Raw genomic sequence first — 22,157 nt, 5'->3', positions numbered from 1 at the left:
TGGCAGTCGGACTGGCAGTCGGGCTGGCAGTCGGGCCGGCAGTCGGGCCGGCAGTCGGGCCGGGCCGGCAGTCGGGCCGGGCCGGGATTCGGGGGTTGAGGGAGGGCGGTCTGGTGTTGATCAGAGGTTAGGCTAACCTAAATTCGCGTCGGTGACGCGCGCCCTCGTGGGCGTTCTACATCGGAGGTGCGGGGCACATGACGGCTGGGCTGCAAGGGATCGAATCTTCGCTGGCGCGGTGGAACAACAACACCACGCCCGCTGAGGTCTCTACCGTGGTCGATGCCTTCGTTGCCGAGGCGGCGCGGCACCCGCAGGCGTTGGCGCTGGTCGCGGGGGAGACCCGGCTGACCTACGGCGAGCTCAGCGAGCGGGTGTTCGCCCTTGCCAGGCAGTTGCGCGAGCGCGGCATCGGCACTCCCGGCCCCGGCTCGAACCCTGGCTCCGGCTCGGCCTCCGGCTCCGGCTCCGGCTCCGGCTCGGCCTCCGGCTCCGGCTCGATCCCTGGCTCCGGCTCGGTCTCCGGATCCGGTTCGGATGGTGGCGGGGTTGTCGGTAGCCGGGCCGAGGACGTGGTGGGCGTCGGGATGCCTCGATCGGCCGAGATGGTGATCGCCGTTCTCGGGATCATGGTGGCCGGCGCGGCGTTCGTACCTGTCGATCCTGCTTGGCCTGAGCAGCGCCGTGAGCAGGTCCTGGCCGAGGCCGGTGCGAAACTTGTGCTGACCGCCGCCGACATTCCCGCGACCCGCATTCCTTCGCAGCGGATCTCCGCCGGCATCCCGTCCCGGCAGGGTGAGGAGATCGATCCGCGCGGGCTTGCGTACGTCATCTTCACTTCGGGGTCGACCGGACGCCCGAAGGGCGCGATGATCCGGCACGAAGCGATCCATGAACGCCTGCGCTGGCAGCGCGACGAGATCCTGCACTTCGGGCCGGGTGACGCGACGCTGTTCAAGGCGCCCCTGTCGTTCGACATCAGCGTCAACGAGATTTTGCTGCCGCTCGTCTCCGGCGGGTACGTCGTGGTTGCCGAGCCGGGCGGGGAACGTGACCCGCAATACCTGCTCGACCTGATCGCCACCGAGGGTGTCACCTTCGTCTACCTGGTCAGTTCCATGCTGGATGTATTGCTGCAGCTTTCCCGGGGCACCCATCAGCTCGACGGGTTGCGGCACGTGTGGTGCGGCGGCGAGGTGCTCACACCGGAACTGTTCGAACGTTTCCGGGCGCAGCTCACCACGACGCTCTACCACGGGTACGGGCCGGCCGAGGCGACGATCGGCGTCTCCCACGTCATCTACCGTGACCATGCCGAACGGATCGCCACCTCGATCGGGCGCCCGAACCCGCACACCCAGCTGTACGTCCTCGACGACGACCTCAACCCGGTCGGTGCGGGTGTCACCGGTGAGCTCTACGCGGCGGGCTTCCTGCTGGGTCGCGGCTACGTCAACGCTGCTGCCCTGACCGGGTCACGGTTTGTCGCCAACCCGTTCAGTGCCACCGGCGAACGCATGTACCGCACCGGGGACCTGGCCCGCTGGACCGGCGACGGCAGCCTCGAGTTCGTCGGGCGCGCCGACAACCAGGTGAAGATCCGCGGCATGCGGCTCGAGCTCGAGGAGGTCGAGGCCGTCGCCTCGACAAACCCCGCGGTGCGCCAGGCAGTCGTCACGGTCCAGGACAGACACCTCATCGGGTACGCCGTCCTGAGCGCACCCGCTACCGCCGACGACCTCCGCGCGTGGTGCGCCGGCCGGCTGCCCGAGTACATGGTGCCGTCGGTGTTCGTGATCCTGGACGCGTTCCCGCTCACCGCGAACAGCAAGGTTGACCGTCGCGCGCTGCCGGCGCCTGTGCTGGGTGGTAGCCGCTCGCGCTCACCGCGTACCCCTGCTGAGGTTTCGCTCTGTGAGGTCTTCGCATCGGTGCTCGGGCTGGACGAGGTCGGCGCTGAGGATGACTTCTTCGCGCTCGGCGGTGACAGCATTGTCGCGATCGGTGCTGTACGCGCAGCCCGGCGGGCCGGCTTCACATTGCGGGCGCGTGACCTCTTCGCCAACCCGACTCCAGCGAGCCTGGCCCTGGTTGTCTCGGCCTCGGAGCCGTCGAAAGCCGCTGTCGTCCCGCCGATCGGCGAGGTCCCGGCTACCCCGATCATTGCCTGGCTGGATGAGGTCGGTAATGCGCACGACGGGTTCTTCCAGGCCATAACGCTGCCGGTTTCGGGGGATGTGTCCGCGCTGGTCGACGGGTTGCTCGCTGCGCATGACGTGTTGCGAGGTGCCATTGATGGCGCTGTGCTGACCATCGCGCCGGTGGGTTCGGTGTCGGCTGACGATGTGTTGCGGGTGGGCGAGGACCTTGAGACGACGGTCGCCCGGCTGAGCACCGATCGGCTGGTCGCATTCTCGTACCTGCCGGCGGCGGGCCCGGCGGGCCCGACCGGTTTGGCGGGGTCGGCGGGTCAGTTGATTGTTGCTGTGCATCACGTGGTGGTGGATGGGGTTTCGCTGCGGGTGCTTGCTGAGGACCTGCGGGGTGGGTTGCCGATCGAGGCCGCGCCGACCTCGTTCCGGCAGTGGGCCAGCGCTCTGCGCGACGCCGACTTCTCCGCTGACCTGCCTTTCTGGACGGCGGCAGCGCAGACCTCGACGCGCGTCCTGGGTGATCGCCCGCTCGACCATGACACCGACACCGTGGCCACCGAGGAGAGCCTGACGGTCGTTCTGCCGGATGACATCGCCGAACGGTTGCTCAGCGCTGTCCCCGCGGCGGTCCATGGCGGTGTCAATGACGCGCTGGTCGCCGCGCTCGCGCTTGCTGTTTCCCCGGACGAGCCGTTCCTGCTGGAGCTGGAGGGTCACGGACGCGAAGAGGACGCCGTGGACCTCGACCTGTCGCGTACGTTCGGGTGGTTCACGACGCTGTTCCCCGTACCGGTCGACGTCACGGGTCTCACACCGGCCGCTGCGGTGAAGGCCGTGAAGGAACAGTTGCGCGCGGTTCCACGCAACGGGCTCTCGTACGGTGTCCTGCGTTATCTCGCCGGTCATGCTGATCTTGCTGTCCAGCCGCAGGTGCTGTTCAACTATCTCGGCCGCTTCGACTCCGACGAGGTCGTCGTCGAACGCCGCGACCCCCGCATGCCGCTGCCGCGCGCCCTCGAGGTCAACGCGGTCACGGTCGGCTCGCAGCTCTCCGCGGTGTTCAGCTGGCCCGGCCGGTTGCTGACCCACGACCAGGTGCAGAAGCTCGCGGACCGCTGGATCGAACAGCTCACCACGATTGCCACGGACCCCGCTGTCGCCGGGCACACCCCGTCGGACTTCCCGCTGGTGACGCTCCGCCAGTCCGAGGTGGACGCACTCGGCCCGGACATCCGTGACGTACTGCCACTCACCCCGCTGCAGGCCGGCCTCTACTTCCACGCCACGTACGCCCCGGGCGCCGACCCGTACGTCGTGCAGCAACTCATCCATCTCGACGGCCCGATGGACGCCGAACGTCTGCGCCGCGCCGCCAACGCGCTCTTCGACCGGCACCCCAACCTCGCCGCCGCATTCCGCCCGGCCGGCGACGGTGACATCGTCGCGGTCATCGGCAGAGCTCTTACCGGCTCGGGCGCGGTTAGCGGTGGTCTTACCGGTTCGGGCGCGGTTGGCGGTTCGGCTGGTCTTACCGGTTCGGGCGCGTTCGGCGGTTCGGCTGGTCTTACCGGTTCAGGTGTGTTCGGTGGTTCGGCTGGTGTCACCGGTCTTGGTGTGGAGGCGCCGTGGCGTTATGTCGTCGGGGGTGATGTGGACGCGGTGGCTGCCGCCGAACGGGCCGAGCCGTTCGATCTGTCCCGGCCGCCGGGTATGCGTTACGCACTTGTTCGTACCGGCGTCGACAGGCACACCCTGGTGCAGACCGTGCACCACATCGTGGCCGACGGATGGTCGGTGCCGCTGATCCTCAACGAACTGCTCGCGCTCTACGCGGGGGAGTCGCTGCCGACCCCGCCGGCGTTCCGCGATTTCCTGGCGCACCGCGGCGAGGGCGACCCGGACGCGTACGCCCACCTGCTCGACGGCGTCACCGAGCCGACCCTGCTGGCACCGGACGCGCAGCAGAAGGCAGCCAGCATTGTCACGACTGTCGACGGCACCGCTGTGCAGGAAGTCGCTCAGCGTTTCGGGGTGACGGTCGGCAACGTCATCGCGGCGGCGTGGGGTGTGCTGGTCGGGCGGGTCGCCGGCGCTGACGATGTGGTGTTCGGGTCGACGGTCTCCGGGCGTACGGGTGATGTGCCCGGTGTTGATCGGATCGCCGGACTGCTCATCAACACCGTTCCGGCGCGGGTGCGCTGGACCGGCTCGGAGACGCTGGGTGACGTGGTGCGCCGCTTCGCCACGGACCAGCGTGAGGTCGTCGAGCACGAACAGACCTCGCTCGCCGAGATCCAGCGGCGGGTCGGGCTGCCGGAGCTGTTCGACACCCTGGTCGTCATCGAGAACTATCCGGCCGCGGCGGCCCACGAGGACGGCGTGCTGCGGATCAGCGGCATGGACGTGATCGAGGCACCGCACTATCCGGTAACCCTGATGGTCAAGCCGGGCGACACGATCTCCATCACCCTGACGCACCGTCTCCCTCCGGAGACCGCCGAGCGTCTGCTGGATCAGTACGTCCGAGTTCTCACCGCCGATGTGACCACCCCGGTCGCAGCTGTGTCCTTGCTCTCCGACACAGACCGCGCCGACGTTCTCACCCGCGGTATCGGCGCCCCGCCCGCTACCGCCAACGTCTCCGGGGCGATCGGCGCCGGCAGAATCGGGTCGACTGACGCCAACGTCTCCGGAGCGATCGGCGCCACCCTCTCCGGAGCGAGCGGCGGCAAGCGTGCCGGGGCGGTCGGCGCCACCCTCTCCGGAGCGAGCGGCGGCAAGCTTGCCGGAGCGACCGGCGCCACCTTCTCCGGAGCGAGCGGCGGCAAGCGTGCCGGGGCGGTCGGCGTGACCGTTCCGGAGATGATCGGTGCTGTTGACCCGGTGGGGATTGCTGTCCGTGCGGGGGCGGCCGAGCTCACCTACGCCGAACTCTGGACCCGGTCCGGGGCGGTTGCCGCGACTCTGCACCAAGCCGGCGTACGCCGTGGTGATGTGGTCGCCGTGGCCACCCGCCGCAGCACGGAGCTGCCCGTTGCCCTGCTCGGGGTGTTGCGGGCCGGTGCCGCGTACCTGCCGGTGGATCCGGGTTACCCGGCCGCGCGCATCGAGTTCATGCTCGGTGACGCCGAGCCGGTGTGCGTACTCGCCGATGACCTGAGCAACCGTGCCCTGCCTCCGCACGATCTTCCTGTTGTCCGGCTCCGGACTGCTCGTGGTGACGCTCCGGATGTCCATATCGGACCCCACGACGCGGCATCCGTCGTTTACACGTCGGGCTCGACGGGCCGTCCGAAGGCCGTGGTCGGCACACACGGTGCGCTCGCGAACAGGCTGGCGTGGGCCCGCGATCAGTGGACCGGGCAGGTCCGGGTCGCGAAGAGTTCGATGAGCTTCATCGACGGCACCACCGAACTGCTGGGCGGCCTGGTAGCTGGCGCGACCGTTGTCGTCGCCGACGAGACCGCGGCTTCGGACGGCACCGCTCTGGCGATCCTGGTCGCGGATTCGGGCGCTACCCAACTGCTCGCCGTCCCGAGCCTCGCCGCCGCGCTCGCCGAGACGGCACCCGGCAAGGTCCGGAATCTCGAGCGGTGGATCACCAGTGGTGAGGCCCTGGACGCGGGTACGGTCGCCGTGCTCGCGGCCGCGTCACCCGGCGCCGAGCTCGTCAACTCGTACGGTGCGTCCGAGAACACCGGGGACGTGCTGGCCGGGACCGTCACGCCGGGCGGGACTGTCACCCTGGGCCGTGCAGTTCCTGGCGTACGCATCTACTTGCTGGACGCCGCCCTCGAACCTGTCGCCCCCGGGGCTGTCGGCGAGATCTATGTCGGTGGCGCGCAGCTTGCCCGGGGTTACCGCGGGCAGGGTGGTGCGACCGCGGCCCGCTTCGTGGCGGACCCGTTCACCCCCGGTGAGCGTCTGTACCGCACCGGTGACCTGGGTCGCTGGATCGATGACCGGGTCGAGTTCCTGGGCCGCAACGACGACCAGGTGAAGGTCAACGGTCACCGGGTCGAGCTGGCCGAGGTCGAGGCCGCGCTGCTGCGCCGGCTCGGTGTGCGGGAGGCAGTCGCGGTCGCGCGCAACCGCAAGAGCCTGCACGGGTACGTAGTCGCGGAGTCCGGAGAGACGTTGGACCCGCAAGCACTGCTCGCAACACTGCGCGAGGAACTGCCCGCCTATCTGGTGCCGGCGACGGTGACCGTGCTGGATGCCGTACCGCTGCTGCCGAACGGGAAGCGTGACCGGCGCGCGCTGCCGGACCCGGTCGCCGCAGTCGCCACCCCGCCACGCACCCCCCGCGAGGCGCAGGTTGTCACCCGCCTGGCAGAGTCGCTGGGTGCCGAATCCATCGGCGTCCACGATGACTTCTTCGCGCGTGGTGGCGACAGCATCACCGCGATCCGCCTCGTCAACCTGCTCGCCCGGGACGGCATAGTGCTTTCCACCCAGGACATTTTCCGTACGCGCACCGCGGCCGCGATCGCCGCCACAGCCGACGGTCCGGTGGTTGCTGACACCCCCGTCTCAGCCGCCGACGAGGTCTGGGACCTTTCCCCGCTGCAGCAGGGTGTCTACTACCAGGCCACGTACGCGGACGGCGCCAACACCTACATCGCGCAGAACGTCTTCGACTTCGACCGCCGTCTCGACGTCGCGGCGCTGGAGCTGGCGTTCGCGGCGTTGCTCGACCGGCACCCGACCCTGCGTGCCGCGTTCGTCAACGACCCGCGCCCGCAGCAACGCATCGCCGCGCACGTCCCGGCAGTTGTCACCGTGCTGGACGGCGACCCCGAGCAGATCGCCGCCGAGGACCGCGAGCGCCCGTTCGACCTGACCGCGCCGCCGCTGATCCGGCTCACCGTCGTCCACGGTCCCGACGGCACCGACCGGCTGCTGCTCACCTGCCATTTCCTGCTGTGGGACGGGTGGTCGCGCGAGCTCGTGCTGCGGGAGCTCTTCGCTCTGTACGACTCCCGCGGCGAGACCGGTGTCCTGCCGGAGGAAGGCCCCGGGTTCCCCGACTATCTCACGTGGATCGCCGCGCAGGACCGGGACGCCTCAGCCGCGGCGTGGAAGGCCGTCCTCGACGAGCCGACGATCGTCGTGCCGGACGCGGTCGGCCGTGAGCCGATGCTGTCCGACCGGATCCTCGCCGCGTTGCCGACCGCGGTGACCACGCGCCTCACCGAGCAGGCCCGCCGTGCCGGCGTCACCCTCAACTCGGTGCTCACCGCCGCGCTCGGCCTGGTGCTGGGTCACCGCACCGGACGCGGTGACGTCACCTTCGGCACCACGGTCGCCGGCCGCCCGACCGGGATCGCCGGCATCGAGAACGTGATCGGGTTGTTCCTGAACACCGTCCCGGCCCGGGTTGCGGCCACCCCGCGCACGACCGTCGCCGACCTCGCCCGTCGTGCCCAGCAGGACCGGCTCGACCTGGCCCCGCACGAGTACCTGGGCCTCGGCGACATCCAGCGCGCCGCCGGGCAGGACCAGCTCTTCGACACGCTCTACGTGCTGCAGAACTTCCTCGCGGACAGCACCTTCGACGACCTCGAAGCCGCGCAGGGCATCGTCGACGTGCAGTACACCGACACCACGCACTACCCGCTGACCTGGGTGCTGACGCCGGGCGCGAACCTGCGCGTCAAGCTGGAGTACCGCCCGGATGTGATCACGGCCGCCCTGGCGCGGGAAATGGTCGATGACCTCGTCGCCGTGCTCAAGCATCTCGCCGACGGGCTCGACGTTCCGGCCGGCTCGCTGAACTTCGGTGCCGCGCGCCAGCTGGACGGTGTCGCCGCGGACATCCCCGACGTCACCATCGCGGAGATGCTGGCCGCGCAGGCACGGCGTACCCCTGAACTGACCGCACTGGTCTTCGGCGACGTGCGGCTCACCTACGCGGAGCTGGATGCGCGGATCGACGCCGTCGCCCGGGGCCTTGTCGCACGGGGTGCGGGGCCGGAGCGACTGGTCGCGCTCGCCCTGCCGCGGGGTATCGACATGGTGGTCGCGCTGTTCGCCGTGTTGCGTGCCGGGGCTGCGTACCTGCCGCTGGATCTTGATCTGCCCGCCGAGCGGCGACAGACGATGCTCGACGACGCGCGGCCGCTGCTCGTGCTCTCCACACTGGATGGTCTGGCGCAGGACGACGGGCCGGCTACGCATCCGGACTTCCGGGGTGACCGGCTCGACCGGCCCGCGTACGTCATCTACACCTCAGGGTCGACCGGCAAACCCAAGGGTGTCGTCACGCCCTACCGCGGTTTAACGAACATGCAGCTCAACCATCGTGCCGAGATCTTCGACCCGACCGTGGCCCGGGCCCGCGCCGCCGGTGTCGAGCGGCTGCGGATCGCGCACACCGTCAGTTTCTCCTTCGACATGTCGTGGGAGGAGTTGCTGTGGCTGGTCGAGGGCCATGAGGTCCACGTCTGCGACGAGGAACTGCGCCGCGATGCCACCGCCCTGGTCGCCTACTGCCGCGAGCACGGCATCGACGTCATCAACGTCACTCCCACGTACGCGCACCACCTGTTCGGAGAGGGCCTGCTCGACGGGCACCGGATGTGGCTCGTGCTGCTGGGCGGCGAGGCCGTCACGGACTCGGTGTGGTCGCGGCTCAGCGACCCGGACGGACCGATCGGCTACAACCTCTACGGACCGACCGAATACACGATCAACACCCTGGGTGCGGGTACGCCCGACAGCGCAACACCCACGGTGGGCCGCCCGATCTTCAACACCACGGGGTACGTCCTCGACGACTGGCTGCGCCCGGTCCCGTTCGGCGTCGTGGGGGAGCTCTACATCGCCGGCGCCGGCCTGGCCCGGGGCTACCTCGACCGTCCGGCGCTGACCGCGTCCCGCTTCGTCGCGGGCCCGGACGGCAGCCGCCTTTACCGCACCGGTGACCTGGTGCGCGAACGTCCCGACGGCACCCTCGACTTCCTCGGCCGCAGCGACGACCAGGTCAAGATCCGCGGGTACCGGATCGAGCTGGGCGAGGTGGAAAGCGCCGTGGCAGCCGTCCCCGGCGTACGCCAGGCAGCAGTGCTCGCCCGCGACGGCAAACTGCACGCCTACCTCGTCGGCCCGGTCAGCCCGGCGGACGTGCGCGCGGCGCTGATCGAACGGCTGCCTTCCTACATGGTGCCGTCGCTCTACGCAGTGGTCGACGCGTTGCCGCTGACGGTCAACGGCAAACTCGACGCCAAGGCGCTGCCCGAAGCCACCCCGATCCTCGGCGTCGCCCGCGGCCCCCGCGACGACCGGGAACGCCTGCTCGCCGACATCTACGCCGAGGTGCTGGGCCTGCCACAGGTCGGCATCGACGACGACTTCTTCACGATCGGCGGCGACAGCATCTCGTCGATCTCCGTCGCCGGCCGCGCCCGCAAGGCCGGCCTGCACGTCACGCCGCGTGACGTCTTCCGCCGCCGCAGCGTCCAGGCCCTCGCCGCGGCCCTGCCCGCCACAGTCGTCGAAACCGTGACCGCTGACGGCGGCCTCGGCGATGTGGCGCTGACCCCGATGCTGGCCGAGACGGTGAAGTCCGCGACGCCGCTGGGCCACTTCTACCAGTCGATGTCCTGGCACACCCCGGCCACACTGACCCGCGACCGCCTCGAAACGATCCTGCAGGCGCTGCTCGACCGCCACGACCTGCTCCGGGCCAGCTTCAACGAAACCCTGCCCATCCCGGCACCCGTCCTGAACGACGCTGGTCTGCAGGTTCCCGCGGCCGGGCTGAACGACGCTGGTCTGCAGGTTCCCGCGGCCGGGCTGAACGACGCTGGTCTGAAGGTCCCAGCGGCCGGGCTGAACGACGCTGGTCTGAAGGTCCGAGCGGCCGGGCTGCACGCCGCAGGTCTGCAGGTCCCAGCGGCCGGTTTGCGCGCCTCGGGGCTGATCACCGAGGGGCCGATCGACGAGGAGGCCGAGGTAGCGCGGCTCGACCCCGCGAACGGCATCATGCTGCGTGCCGCGTGGGACGGGCGCCGCCTGCTGCTCGTCATTCACCACCTGGTCATCGACGGCGTCTCGTGGCGCATCATCACCGACGACCTGCGGCGGGCCGCGCGCGGTGAGGAGCTCGAACCGGTCGGTGCGTCCTTCCGCACGTTCGCGGCGGCCCAGCCCGCCTTCGAGGGCCAGGAGAACTTCTGGCGTCGTACGCTCGCCGGGCCGCGCCCGTTGCTCGGCGACCGGCCCGCGGACCCGGCGACCGACACCGCCGAGACCGTACGGTCGATCTCGGTGACCCTGCCCGCCGAAGTGACCGTTCCACTGCTGACCACCGTGCCCGCGGCGTTCTTCGCCGGCATCAACGATGTGCTGCTCACCGGGCTCGCCGTCGCCGTGAACCGCGAAAGTGGCAACGCCGGCGCGCCCGTCCTGGTCAGCCTCGAAGGCCACGGCCGCACCGGTGACCTAGACCTCTCCCGGACGGTCGGCTGGTTCACGGCGATCCATCCGGTACGCCTCGAGCCGGGAACTCTCACGGATCTCGCCGCTGCCGCGCGTACGGTCAAAGAGCAGTTGCGGGCCGTGCCCACCGACGGCCTCGGGTATGGCTCGCTGCGCTGGCTGCGCGACCAGGACTTCGGCCCGGCGCCGGAAATCCTGTTCAACTACCTCGGCCGTTTCGGCTCCTCCGCACTGCCGGACGACTGGGCCCAGGCGTCCCCGCTGCGTGAGGGTGTCGACCCGGCCAACCCGGCGATGCCGCTGGAGATCAACGCGCACGTGACCGGTGACATCTTCGAGGCGACGCTCTCCTGGCCGGCCGGACTGCTCACCGAGGAACGTGTCGTTGCTCTCGCCGAGCAGTGGACGACCGTGCTGCGGGAGCTGACCACCACGGATCTCGCCGGGCACACTCCGTCGGACTTCCCGCTGGTCACCGGGCTTACCCAGGACGACGTGGACGCGTTCGCCGGCGCCACCGACGTGCTGCCGTTGCTGCCGCTGCAGGAGGGGATGCATTTCCACTCCGTGGTTTCCGAGGTGGACACTTACGCGGTGCAGCAGGTCGCCTCGCTCTCCGGCGAAGTGGATCCGGCAAGGCTGCGTGCCGCCGTCGAGACCGCGGTCCGGCGCCACGACGCCCTGCGGGCATCTTTCCGTGAGCTTCGCGACGGCCGGATCGTCCAGGTCATCGCGGACGAGGTCCAGGTCCCCTGGCAAGAGCTGGATCTCACGGGTACGCCCGAAGCGCACGCCCGTCTCGAAGAGTTCGCCGCCGCCGAGCTGGCCCAGCCGTTCGACCTGGCCCGCCCGCCCGTGCTGCGGTACGCCCTCGTCTCGCTGAGCCCGACCGACCACCGCCTGGTCGAGACGATGCACCACATCCTCGCCGACGGCTGGTCCTACCCGCTGGTCTTCTCCGACGTGGTGGCCGCCTACCACGGCCGCGCCCTGCCTCACCTCACCGCGACGTTCCGCGACCACATCGAATCGGTGGTCACACGCTCGTCCTCGGATGCCCGCGCCGCCTGGTCAACCGCCCTCGCCGGTGTCGAACCGACCGTGCTGTACCCGGACATCAGCACGGTCTCCCACCACGAGAGCGTCTACGCGTATGTCGACGGGATCTCCTCGGCCGCCCGCGCGCACGGCATCACGGTCAGCACCTTGATCCACGGCGCGTGGGGGCTGCTGCTGGGCCGTCTGCTCGGCCGTGACCGGGTCGTCTTCGGGTCGACGGTCTCGGGCCGCGGCGGTGAACTGCCCGGTGTCGAATCGATCGTCGGCCTACTGATCAACACCGTGCCGGTGCCCATGGCGTGGCGCCCGGACGAGCCCCTCGCCGACGTGCTGCGCCGCCTGCAGGAGCAGCAGACCGACGTGCTCGACGTGCAGCAGGTCGGCCTCGCCGAGCTGAACCGCCTCGCCGGCGTACGCGAGCTCTTCGACTCCATGGTGGTCGTGGAGAACTTCCCGCCCGTCGACGGCGGTGACGCGCAGGGCCTCGGCGTCACCGGATTCACCGGCACGGACTCGCCGCACTACCCGGTCTCCCTGGTCGCCTTCCCCGGCGAGCGCCTCACCCTGGAGATCAAATACGACGCTGCCGTCGGTGTCGCTGCCGCGCAACGCCTGGTCGACCAAGTTGCGTACGTCCTGACTCAGCTCATCTCGTCCCTGGACGAGCCGGTCTCCGCGCTGACTCTCGGCGCTGTGCCTGCTCTTCCCGCGGCACCCCCCGTGCCGGTTTCGGCGGGGACCCTCGATCTTCACGACGTCTCGGACCGCGCAGCTGTCGACGACCTCACCTACGCCCAGCTGGAAGCACGGGCCAACCAGCTCGCCCACGAACTCATCGCCCGCGGCGTCCGGCCGGAGTCACGCGTCGCGGTCCGGCTGCCACGCGGAGCCGACCTCGTTGTCGCGCTGCTCGCGGTGGTCAAGGCCGGCGGTTGTTACGTGCCCGTCGACAGTGCCGCTCCCGCCGCCCGGCAGGAATACATCCTGGCCGACGCGGCACCGGTCTGCGTGATCGGTTCGGGCGGGATCGACGTGGCCGCACCCGGGCAGCCCACCACCAGGCCCGTCGCCACCCACACCGGTGACAACGCGGCGTACGTCATCTACACGTCGGGCTCGACCGGCAGACCCAAGGGTGTCGTGGTCACCCACCGCGACGTGCTCGCGCTGTTCGCCGCGGCGTCCCAGCTCTTCGACTTCGGGCCGGACGACGTGTGGACGATGTTCCACTCGTACGCCTTCGACTTCTCGGTCTGGGAGCTGTGGGGCCCGCTCCTGCACGGCGGCCGTCTCGTGACGGTGCCGCACGACGTGGCCCGCGACCCGCAGCGTTTCCGTGCACTGCTGCGCGACGAGAAGGTGACCGTCCTCAACCAGACGCCGTCAGCCTTCTACCCACTGATCGAGGCGGACTCGACGGCGAACGACCGGCTGGCGTTGCGTTACGTCGTCTTCGGCGGCGAGGCGCTGGACCTGTCCCGCCTCGCCCCCTGGTACGCCCGCAACAAGACTCCACTGCTGGTCAACATGTACGGCATCACCGAGACCACCGTGCATGTGTCCTTCCGTGCGCTGGACCCGGCCGACGTGACCCGGCCCAGCATCATCGGCGCCGCGCTGCCCGGGCTGACCGTTCACGTGCTGGACGCGTACCTGCAGCCTGTGCCCGAAGGCGTGACCGGCGAGATGTACGTCGCCGGTGAGCAACTCGCGCGCGGCTACCTCGACCGGCCCGGCCTGACCGCCACCCGCTTCGTCGCCAACCCGTTCGGCCCCGGCCGGCTGTACCGCTCCGGTGACCTGGCCCGCTGGGAGGACGGCGAGCTCGTCTACCTCGGCCGCTCGGACCACCAGGTGAAGGTTCGCGGCTACCGCATCGAACTGGGCGAGATCGAGACGGCATTACTGGCACTGCCCGGCGTCGCCAACACCGCCGTGATCGTGCGCGACGGCCGCCTGGTCGCCTACCTGGTGTCGCGCCCCGGCAGCCGCCCGGATGTAGACGCCGTCCGCGACCACCTCGCTACCGTGCTGCCCGTTTACATGGTCCCGGCCGCGTTCGTCACCCTGCCCGCACTGCCCTTGACCGTGAACGGCAAGCTCGACCGGGAGGCGTTGCCTGCTCCGGCGCGTACGGTCGCTGCGTCCTCGGTTGCCCTTTCTGACGAGAACCCCGCGGTCACGACGCTGCGCGGGTTGTTCGCGGAGGTGCTGAGCCTGGACGCGGTACCCGCGGACGGCGACTTCTTCAGCCTCGGCGGCGACAGCATCGTGGCCATCCAGCTCGTCAACCGTGCCAAGCGCAGCGGCGTCAAGCTCTCCCCGCGCGACGTCTTCCTCAAGCGCACCCCTATGGCGCTGGCCGGGGCCGCGTTGCCCGTGGCAGGTGCTGCTGCGGTCACGCCTGCTGTCAGCGACGGCGTGGGGGAGGTTGCGCTGCTGCCGATCGTGCACCGTCTCGCGGAACTCGGCGGCGGTATCAACCGCCTGCACCAGGCAGACCTGATCCGTACGCCCGCCGGGGCGACGCCGGCCAGGCTGCGGGCGGCGCTCGACAAGCTCGTCGCCCACCATGACGCGCTGCGGCTGCGGCTGAGCCGCCCGGCGCCGATGCTGTGGTCCCAGGAGATCACAGCCACTGGCTCTGGTTCGGTTTCACTTAACACGGTGGACGGGATCGAGGCTGCCACGATCCTGCGCGAGGCCGAGGCTGCGGTGAGCCGGCTCGACCCCGAGGCGGGGCGGGTGCTGGAAGCCGTCTTCTTCGACGCCGGGCCGGGTGAGCAGGGACGGCTTCTGCTGGTCGCGCACCACCTGGTCGTCGACGGTGTCTCATGGCAGATCCTCACCGAGGACCTGCGGCAGGCGTACGAGGCGGCCGAGCTCGACCCGGTCACGACGTCATTGCGGTCGTTCGCGCGTACCGTCGGTGAAGAGGCCGGGACCGCCGCGAGGATGGCTGAATTCCCGCAGTGGCAGCTGGCACTCGCACCCGGCGCCGAGCTTGATCCGCAGGCCGTGACGTTCGGGCTGACCGTCGGTCAGACCCGCGATCATGAGGTACGCATCCCGGTCGACCCCAGCGTTCTGACCGGCGACGTCACGGCGACACTGCTCACCGCCCTGCACACGGCGGTGAACCGTTGGCGTGGCACCGAGGCCGAACTCGTCGTCGACGTGGAACGCCACGGCCGTGAGCCGGTCGGCGACGCTGACCTCTCCCGCACCGTCGGCTGGTTCACCTCGATCGCCCCGGTGCGGCTCCCTGACACCCGCGCTGGTGACGCGCCCGCCGGTGATAAACCCGCCGGTGACGGGGCTGCCGGTGACGGTCTGGGCTACGGCATGCTGCGGTACGTCAACCCGCGCAGCGCGGCCGCCCTGGCGCGGCTCGGCACGCCGCAGGTCCTGTTCAACTACCTCGGCCGCTTCACCAGCGACGCGGGCGACTGGTCGTCCGCCGACGAGGACATCCGGGTGCGGCCCGACGACGACCTCGGCACCCCGTACCTGCTCGAGATCAACGTCGCTGCTCGGGGCTCCGAGCTGCACGCCGTCCTCACCTACGCCGACGAGGGCCTCGGCCTGGACGCGGTCACCGCCATCGCCGACGGCTGGGCGGCCGAGCTCGCCCCCGTCGACGAACGGACCTGGCCGCTCTCGCCACTGCAGGAGGGCCTGTACTTCCAGGCGAAGCTGGCCGGTGACGCGGACGTCTACGTCGCTCAGAACGCCTTCGACGTCAACTACCGTCTTGATGTCGCGGCCCTGGAGCGGGCCTTCGCCGCGATGCTCGCTGCTCACCCCGCAGCGCGCCTGGCCTTCACCGATGACGGGGCGATCCTGCGCCGCGACGTGCCGGTCACCGTCGAGGTGATCGAGAACCCTGCTGACCTCGAAGCGGTGATGATCGCCGACCGCACGCGCCCGTTCGACCTGGCGCACGCGCCGCTGGCGAGGCTCACGGTGGTCCGTCTGCCCGACGGCCGCGACCGGCTGCTCTTCACGTACCACCTGCTGCTGTGGGACGGATGGTCGCGGGAGCTGGTGCTGCGGGACCTGTTCGGCGCCTACGCCGGGCGCCCGGTCCAGCCCGAGGGCGCGAGCTTCACGGACTACCTCGAGTGGATCGCGCGGCAGGACATCCAGGAGTCTGTCGAAGCCTGGACACGGGCCCTCGAGGGCGCCGAGCCGACGATCCTGTACCCGGCGGCTGCCGGCACCGAGCCGGTGCTCGCCACCAGCCTTGCCGTCCAGCTCACCGAGGAGCAGACCGCCCGGCTCACCGACCAGGCCCGAGCCGCCGGCGTCACCCTCAACGCCGTGCTCAGCACCGCACTCGGCCTGGTGCTCAGCCACGCCACCGGCCGCCCTGAGGCGCTTTTCGGCACCACGGTGGCCGGCCGGCCCACCGAGCTGGACGGCATCGAGGAAGTCGTCGGTGTCTTCCTCAACACCGTGCCGCAGCGTGTCTCCTTCGCCGCCACGGAACCGGTGCGCGACGTGCTGAGCCGCGTCCAGGACGAGCGGATCGAGCTGATGGCCCACGAGTTCGTGGGCCTGGGCGACATCCAGCGCGCGACCGGCCGTGGCCAGCTTTTCGACAGCCTCTACGTGCTGCAGAACTTCCTGGACGACAACACCTTCGACGACCTGGAGGCGGAGCACGGCATCGTCGGTGTCGAGTCGGTCGACGCGACGCACTATCCGCTGACCTGGGTGGCCACCCCCGGCAGGGCCCTGCGGATCCGCCTCGAATACCGCTCCGACGTGGTCACGGCCACCGAGGCCGCATCCCTGCTGGACCGCCTCCGGACCGTACTCGAGACCTTCGACACCGACCGGACCGTCGGCGCGATCGCACTGCCCGCCACTGAACCCCAGACCGGCGTAGCCGCGGACATCCCCGACATCACCATCGCGGAGATGCTCGCCGAACAGGCCGCACGAACCCCGACCGCCGCCGCGCTCACCCACGCCGGCGCCACCCTCAGCTACGCCGAGCTGGACGGCCGGGTCAGCGCCGTCGCCCGTGGCCTGCGCTCACGCGGCGCGGGCCCCGAGACGATCGTCGGGCTGGCGCTGCCCCGCGGCGTGGACATGGTGGTCGCGCTCTTCGCCGTGCTGCGTGCCGGGGCGGCGTACCTTCCACTTGACCTTGATCTTCCGCCCGAACGCCGGCAGACGATGGTCGACGACGCGCAGCCGGTATTCGTGCTGGACTCGCTGGCCGGGCTCTATCAGGAGATCGGGGAGCCCTGGCTGGACGACTTCGCGCCGGGCACCCCCGGCCGCCTGGACCGGCCCGCCTACGTCATCTACACCTCGGGCTCGACCGGCCGGCCCAAGGGCGTCGTCACGCCCTATCGCGGCCTGACCAACATGCAGCTCAACCACCGCGACGCGATCTTCGGACCGACCATCGACGCGGCGGGCGGCCGGGTCCTCACCATCGCGCACACGGTGAGCTTCTCCTTCGACATGTCGTGGGAGGAACTGCTCTGGCTGGTCGAAGGCCACCACGTGCACGTCGCCGACGAGGAGCTGCGCCGCGACGGCCGGGCGCTGGTCGCCTACTGCGCCGAGCACAAGGTCGACGTCGTCAACCTCACCCCGACCTACGCGCAGGCTCTGCTGGACGAGGGGCTCCTCGCCGGCACCCACCGGCCGTGCCTGGTCCTGCTCGGCGGCGAAGCCGTTTCGGAGAAGCTCTGGACGACGCTGCGCGACACCGACGGCGTGGCCGGTTACAACCTCTACGGACCCACCGAATACACGATCAACACCCTCGGCGGGGGGACGTCGGACAGCGTCACCGCCACGGTCGGCAAGCCCATCTTCAACACTGTCGGATACGTCCTCGACAGCTGGCTGCGTCCCGTGCCGCGGAGCGTCGCGGGCGAGCTCTACATCGCCGGCGCCGGCCTGGCCCGTGGATACCTCAACCGCCCCGGACTGACCGCCGCGCGTTTCGTCGCGGGACCCGACGGCAGCCGCCTCTACCGCACCGGCGACCTCGTGCGCGAGCGCCCTGACGGCAACCTTGACTTCCTCGGCCGTACGGACGATCAGGTCAAGATCCGCGGCTATCGCATCGAGCTGGGCGAGGTGGAAACTGCCGTGTCGGCCGTTCCCGGCGTACGCCAATCGGCGGTCCTCGCCCGTGACGGTGCCCTCGTCGCCTTTATTGTCGGCGACGCGACCCCGGCGCAGGTGCGCGCGGCACTCGCCGACCGGCTTCCGTCCTACATGGTGCCGTCGCTCTTCGCGACCGTGGACGTGCTGCCCCTGACCGTCAACGGCAAGCTCGACACCTCGGCGCTTCCGGCGCCGGCCCCCGTGGCCAAGGCCTCGAGGCCGCCCGCAGACGATCGGGAACGCCGTCTCTGCGAAGTCTTCGCCGAGGTGCTGGGGCTGCCCAGCTTCGGCGTCGAGGACGACTTCTTCGACGCGGGGGGCCACTCCCTGACCGCGCTGCGGCTGATCGGCCGGGTGCGCGCGGAACTGGGCGGGGACCTGTCGCTGCGCGCACTCTTCGACGCGCGTACCCCGGAGAAACTGGCCCGTGCCACCAGCGGCCCTGCCCGGGCCGCCCTCATTGCTCAGAAGCGGCCCGAGGTGCTGCCCCTGTCGCCGGCGCAGCAGCGGTTGTGGCTGCTCGACCAGCTCGACCCGGGGTCGAGCGCTTATAACTACCCGCTGCTGGTCCGGCTCGGCGGGCGCCCCGATCTCGGCGCACTGTCGCTCGCTCTCGGTGACGTCGTGGCCCGCCACGAGGTGCTGCGGACCCTGATCCGTTCGTCGGCTCAGCACATCGTGCCTCCGCCCGCGAGCATCACGGTGGAGACTGCGACGCCGGCCGCGGATCTCGTGGCGCGACCCTTCGACCTCGCCGAGGACCTGCCGATCCGGGCTGCGGTCGTCGATGAGGGATCGTCCAGCGTTCTGGTCCTGGTGCTGCACCACATCGCGATGGACGAGTGGTCCGACGGGCCGCTGCTGCGTGACCTGGACATCGCGTATGCCGCCCGGATCGCCGGTCACGCGCCCGCTTACGAACCGCTTCCGGTGCAGTACGCGGACTACGTTCTGTCGCTCACCCCCGCGAATGGTGACTTCTGGCGCGAGGCGCTGGCGGCGCTGCCGGAGGAGATCACGCTGCCGTCGGACGGTGCGCGCACGGTCGCGAAGAAGGCTGCGGGACTGGTGAGTGCGACCCTGCCGGCGTCGTTGATCGACCGCTTGCGGGAGATCGCCCGCGGTGAGTCGGCGAGCCTGTTCATGGCGCTGCATGCCGCCCTCGCGACGCTCCTCGCCCGGCATGGCGCCGGAACCGACGTGCCGATCGGCAGCCCGACCTCCGGCCGCGGCGACGCCGCCCTGGACGACCTCGTGGGCTTCTTCGTCAACACGATCGTCCTGCGCGCGGACCTTTCCGGAGACCCCACCTTCATCGAGCTGCTCCGGCGCGTGCGGACGGCGGACCTCGCGGCGTTTGAACACGCCGACGTTCCGTTCCAGCAGGTTGTGGAGCTGGTGAACCCACCGCGGGTGCCGGGCCGCAACCCGCTCTTCCAGGTCATGATCGGTTACTTCCACCGGCCCGCCTCCGGTGAGCTGCTGCTGGGCCTGCCGGTGCTCGCCGCGCCGGACTTTGCGGCGGATCCCAAGGTCGACCTCAACGTCACGTTCATCGACGGGGGACCGGACGGCGTTGAAGTGACCTGCGAATACGACGCGGATCGCTTCGCTGCCCCGACGGCGGGCCGGCTGCTCGATCGTCTCGAGACGCTGCTGACGGCCTTCGCCGGGGAGCCGGCCACCCCGGTCTTCCAGGCGCCGATGCTGGCTGCTGCGGACACGACGGATCTCCTTTCCTGGCAGACGGTCCCGGCGGCTCCTTCCCGGACCGACGCAGGCCATTCTGGCCTCGCGCTCGTCACTTCGGCGTCACCGTTTTCCGTCGAAGAGATCGACTACGCCGCAGGGTCGGTGGCGGCAAAGTTGATCGAGTATGGGGTCGCGCCGGGCAGCATCGTCGGCATCGGCCTGCCCCGGTCAGCGGACCTGGTCATCGCGGTGCTGGGGGTGCGCAAAGCGGGCGTCGCCTACCTGCCGCTCGACCCGGCCTTCCCGGCCGCCCGGCGCGATTTCATGGTCGAAGACGCCCGCCCTGCCTTGATCATCGACGAAAATTTCATGGCTGAGATCACACCGGCGCCCGCCCCGGTAGTGCAGGCCCCGTCGCCGGATGCCGCGGCGTACGTGATCTACACGTCGGGCTCGACCGGCCGCCCGAAGGGTGTTGTCGTCACCCAGCGCAACCTTGAGTCCTTCCTGGACGCTCTGCCGTTGATGCCGGGAGAGCGGCTGCTGGCTGTGACTACGCTGTCATTCGACATCTCGGTGCTGGAGATTCTTGGCACTCTGCGTGCGGGCGGCACGATCGTGCTCGCTTCTCCGGACGAGGTCCGCGACCCCCGGCTGCTCGCGGCAATGATCGAGAGACACAAGATCACCGCGATGCAGGCGACCCCCTCGCTCTGGGCTGCGCTACTGGAAGCGTCCGATACAGACCTTTCTTCGGTACGCGCCCTGGTCGGCGGCGAGGCGTTGCCCGCATCGGTCGCGGCGTCCCTGCGCTCGCGTGCCGCGTCCGTGGTCAACCTCTACGGCCCGACCGAGGTCACCGTATGGGCCACCAGCGAGGCCGTCGCCGAGGACTGGAACGGCTCGATCGGACGGCCGTTGCCGGGCGTCTCCGCCTACGTGCTGGATGGTCTCCTGCAAGCTGTGCCGCCGGGCGTTGCCGGTGAGCTCTATCTCGGCGGCCCTCAGGTGGCCCGCGGCTATCTCGGCCGTCCCGGCTTGACCGCGACCCGCTTCGTGGCAGGCCTCGACGGCGCCCGCCTGTATCGAACGGGTGACCTTGCCCGCTGGCGCGACGGCCACCTGGAGTACCTGGGCCGGACCGATCACCAGGTGAAGGTGAGAGGCTTCCGGATCGAACTGGAGGAGATCGAGGCGGTAGCACTGTCCCACCCGTCCGTGACACGCGCGGTGGTGGTGGTCCGGGGTGATCGGCTCGTCGCCTACCTCACGGTGGCACCGGAATTCTCACAGGCCTCGCTGACAGCCTTGTTCGAGTCGTCGCTTCCGGGCTACATGATCCCCGCGGTCTGCCAGGTGCTCGGGACCCTCCCACTCACCCCGAACGGCAAGGTAGACCGCAACGCCCTGCCGGAGATCACACTGCCTGCGACGCCGGTCTCGGAAACACCCCGATCCCGCATGGAGGCGGCCGTCGCACGTCTCATGGCAGCCGTTCTGGGCTTGGAGTCGGTGGGAGTGCACGACGACTTCTTCGCGCTGGGTGGGCATTCGCTGCTGCTGGTGCGGCTGGCAACGGCGTTGCGCGACGAGCTCGGCGCTGACGTTCCGGTGGCTCGGCTCTTCACCGCACCAACAGTCGCCGGGGTGGCTCGATTGCTCGACGGCGAGACCCCGGGAGGGGATGGGCTGGCTCCTGTCCTGTCGCTGTCCCCGGGCAGGCACGGAACGCCGTTGTTCTGCTTTGCGCCCGCCAGCGGGTTGGCTTGGCAGTTCGCGGGGCTCAAGCGGTTCGTGGATGCGCCTCTGATCGGGTTGCAGTCACCGCTGCTCGCAGGAGGAAGCCTGCCGGCGACCATGACTGCCCTTGCGGTTGAGCACGCGGACCGTATCGAGTCGGCGCAGCCGGCGGGTCCGGTCCGGCTCCTGGGATGGTCCTTCGGCGGGGCCTTGGCGCTCTGCACCGCAGCCGAACTGCAAGGGCGAGGCCGCGAGGTCACCTTCGTGGGAATGCTCGACGCCCGGCGCGATGCGGTCTCCGCGCCGTCGACGGTGGCCGGGTTGCTGACCGAGATGGGCTACACCGTCCCCTCCGCGAACCTAACTGTGGAGGAGGCCGTCGGTTTTGTGCGGGACGCCGGTGGTGCGGTGGCATCCCTGACCGATGCGCAGATCGCTCGGGTCCTGGAGAACTACCTGGCCAGCGATCGCCTGATGGCATCCGCCGAGTACACACCCTTCGACGGCGAAGTGTTCTTCGTGGAGGCGACTGTCCCGGAGCAGGGCTTCAACGGTCCGGGAGCTCCTGCATGGAGCCCTTTGATCACCGCAACCACGGTCCACGAGCTGCCGGTCGCTCACTCGGAGCTCCTGGACCCGGCGACTCTGGAGAAACTCGGCCCGCTGCTGTCGGCTGAACTCGGTGGCATTTCCTGACCGGTAGGGCAACCGTCAAGTACCCGCAGAGCAGCCGGGTCCATGCCTGCGAGGGCGTGGACCCGGCGTGCTGCTTTCTGCCTTCCTGAGCGGTCCAGGCGCACTGTGCCGCGGACGCGGCCGAGCAGGTGGTAGAGGGTGGTGAAATCCCCGCTCGGTCGGGGCAGTGCCGGTCACCGAAGGTAGGACACTCGGTCCGGACGCGCCGTTGGTCAGTGCTTGCGAGACGCACGAGCC

Annotated in this window: 1 protein-coding gene; it reads left to right on the top strand. The window is 70.0% G+C overall.

What is annotated here, in order from left to right; translation table 11 throughout:
- The first annotated feature begins 197 nt into the window (after positions 1-197).
- Complete coding sequence (locus Ahu01nite_RS37085) at positions 198-21,920, top strand: non-ribosomal peptide synthetase (RefSeq protein ID WP_203841395.1); 21,723 nt, start codon at positions 198-200, stop codon at positions 21,918-21,920.
- Positions 21,921-22,157 lie beyond the last annotated feature (237 nt).

The organism is Winogradskya humida (assembly GCF_016862215.1).
GTDB lineage: Bacteria > Actinomycetota > Actinomycetes > Mycobacteriales > Micromonosporaceae > Actinoplanes > Actinoplanes humidus.
This window is presented reverse-complemented; position numbering and strand designations above follow the sequence as displayed.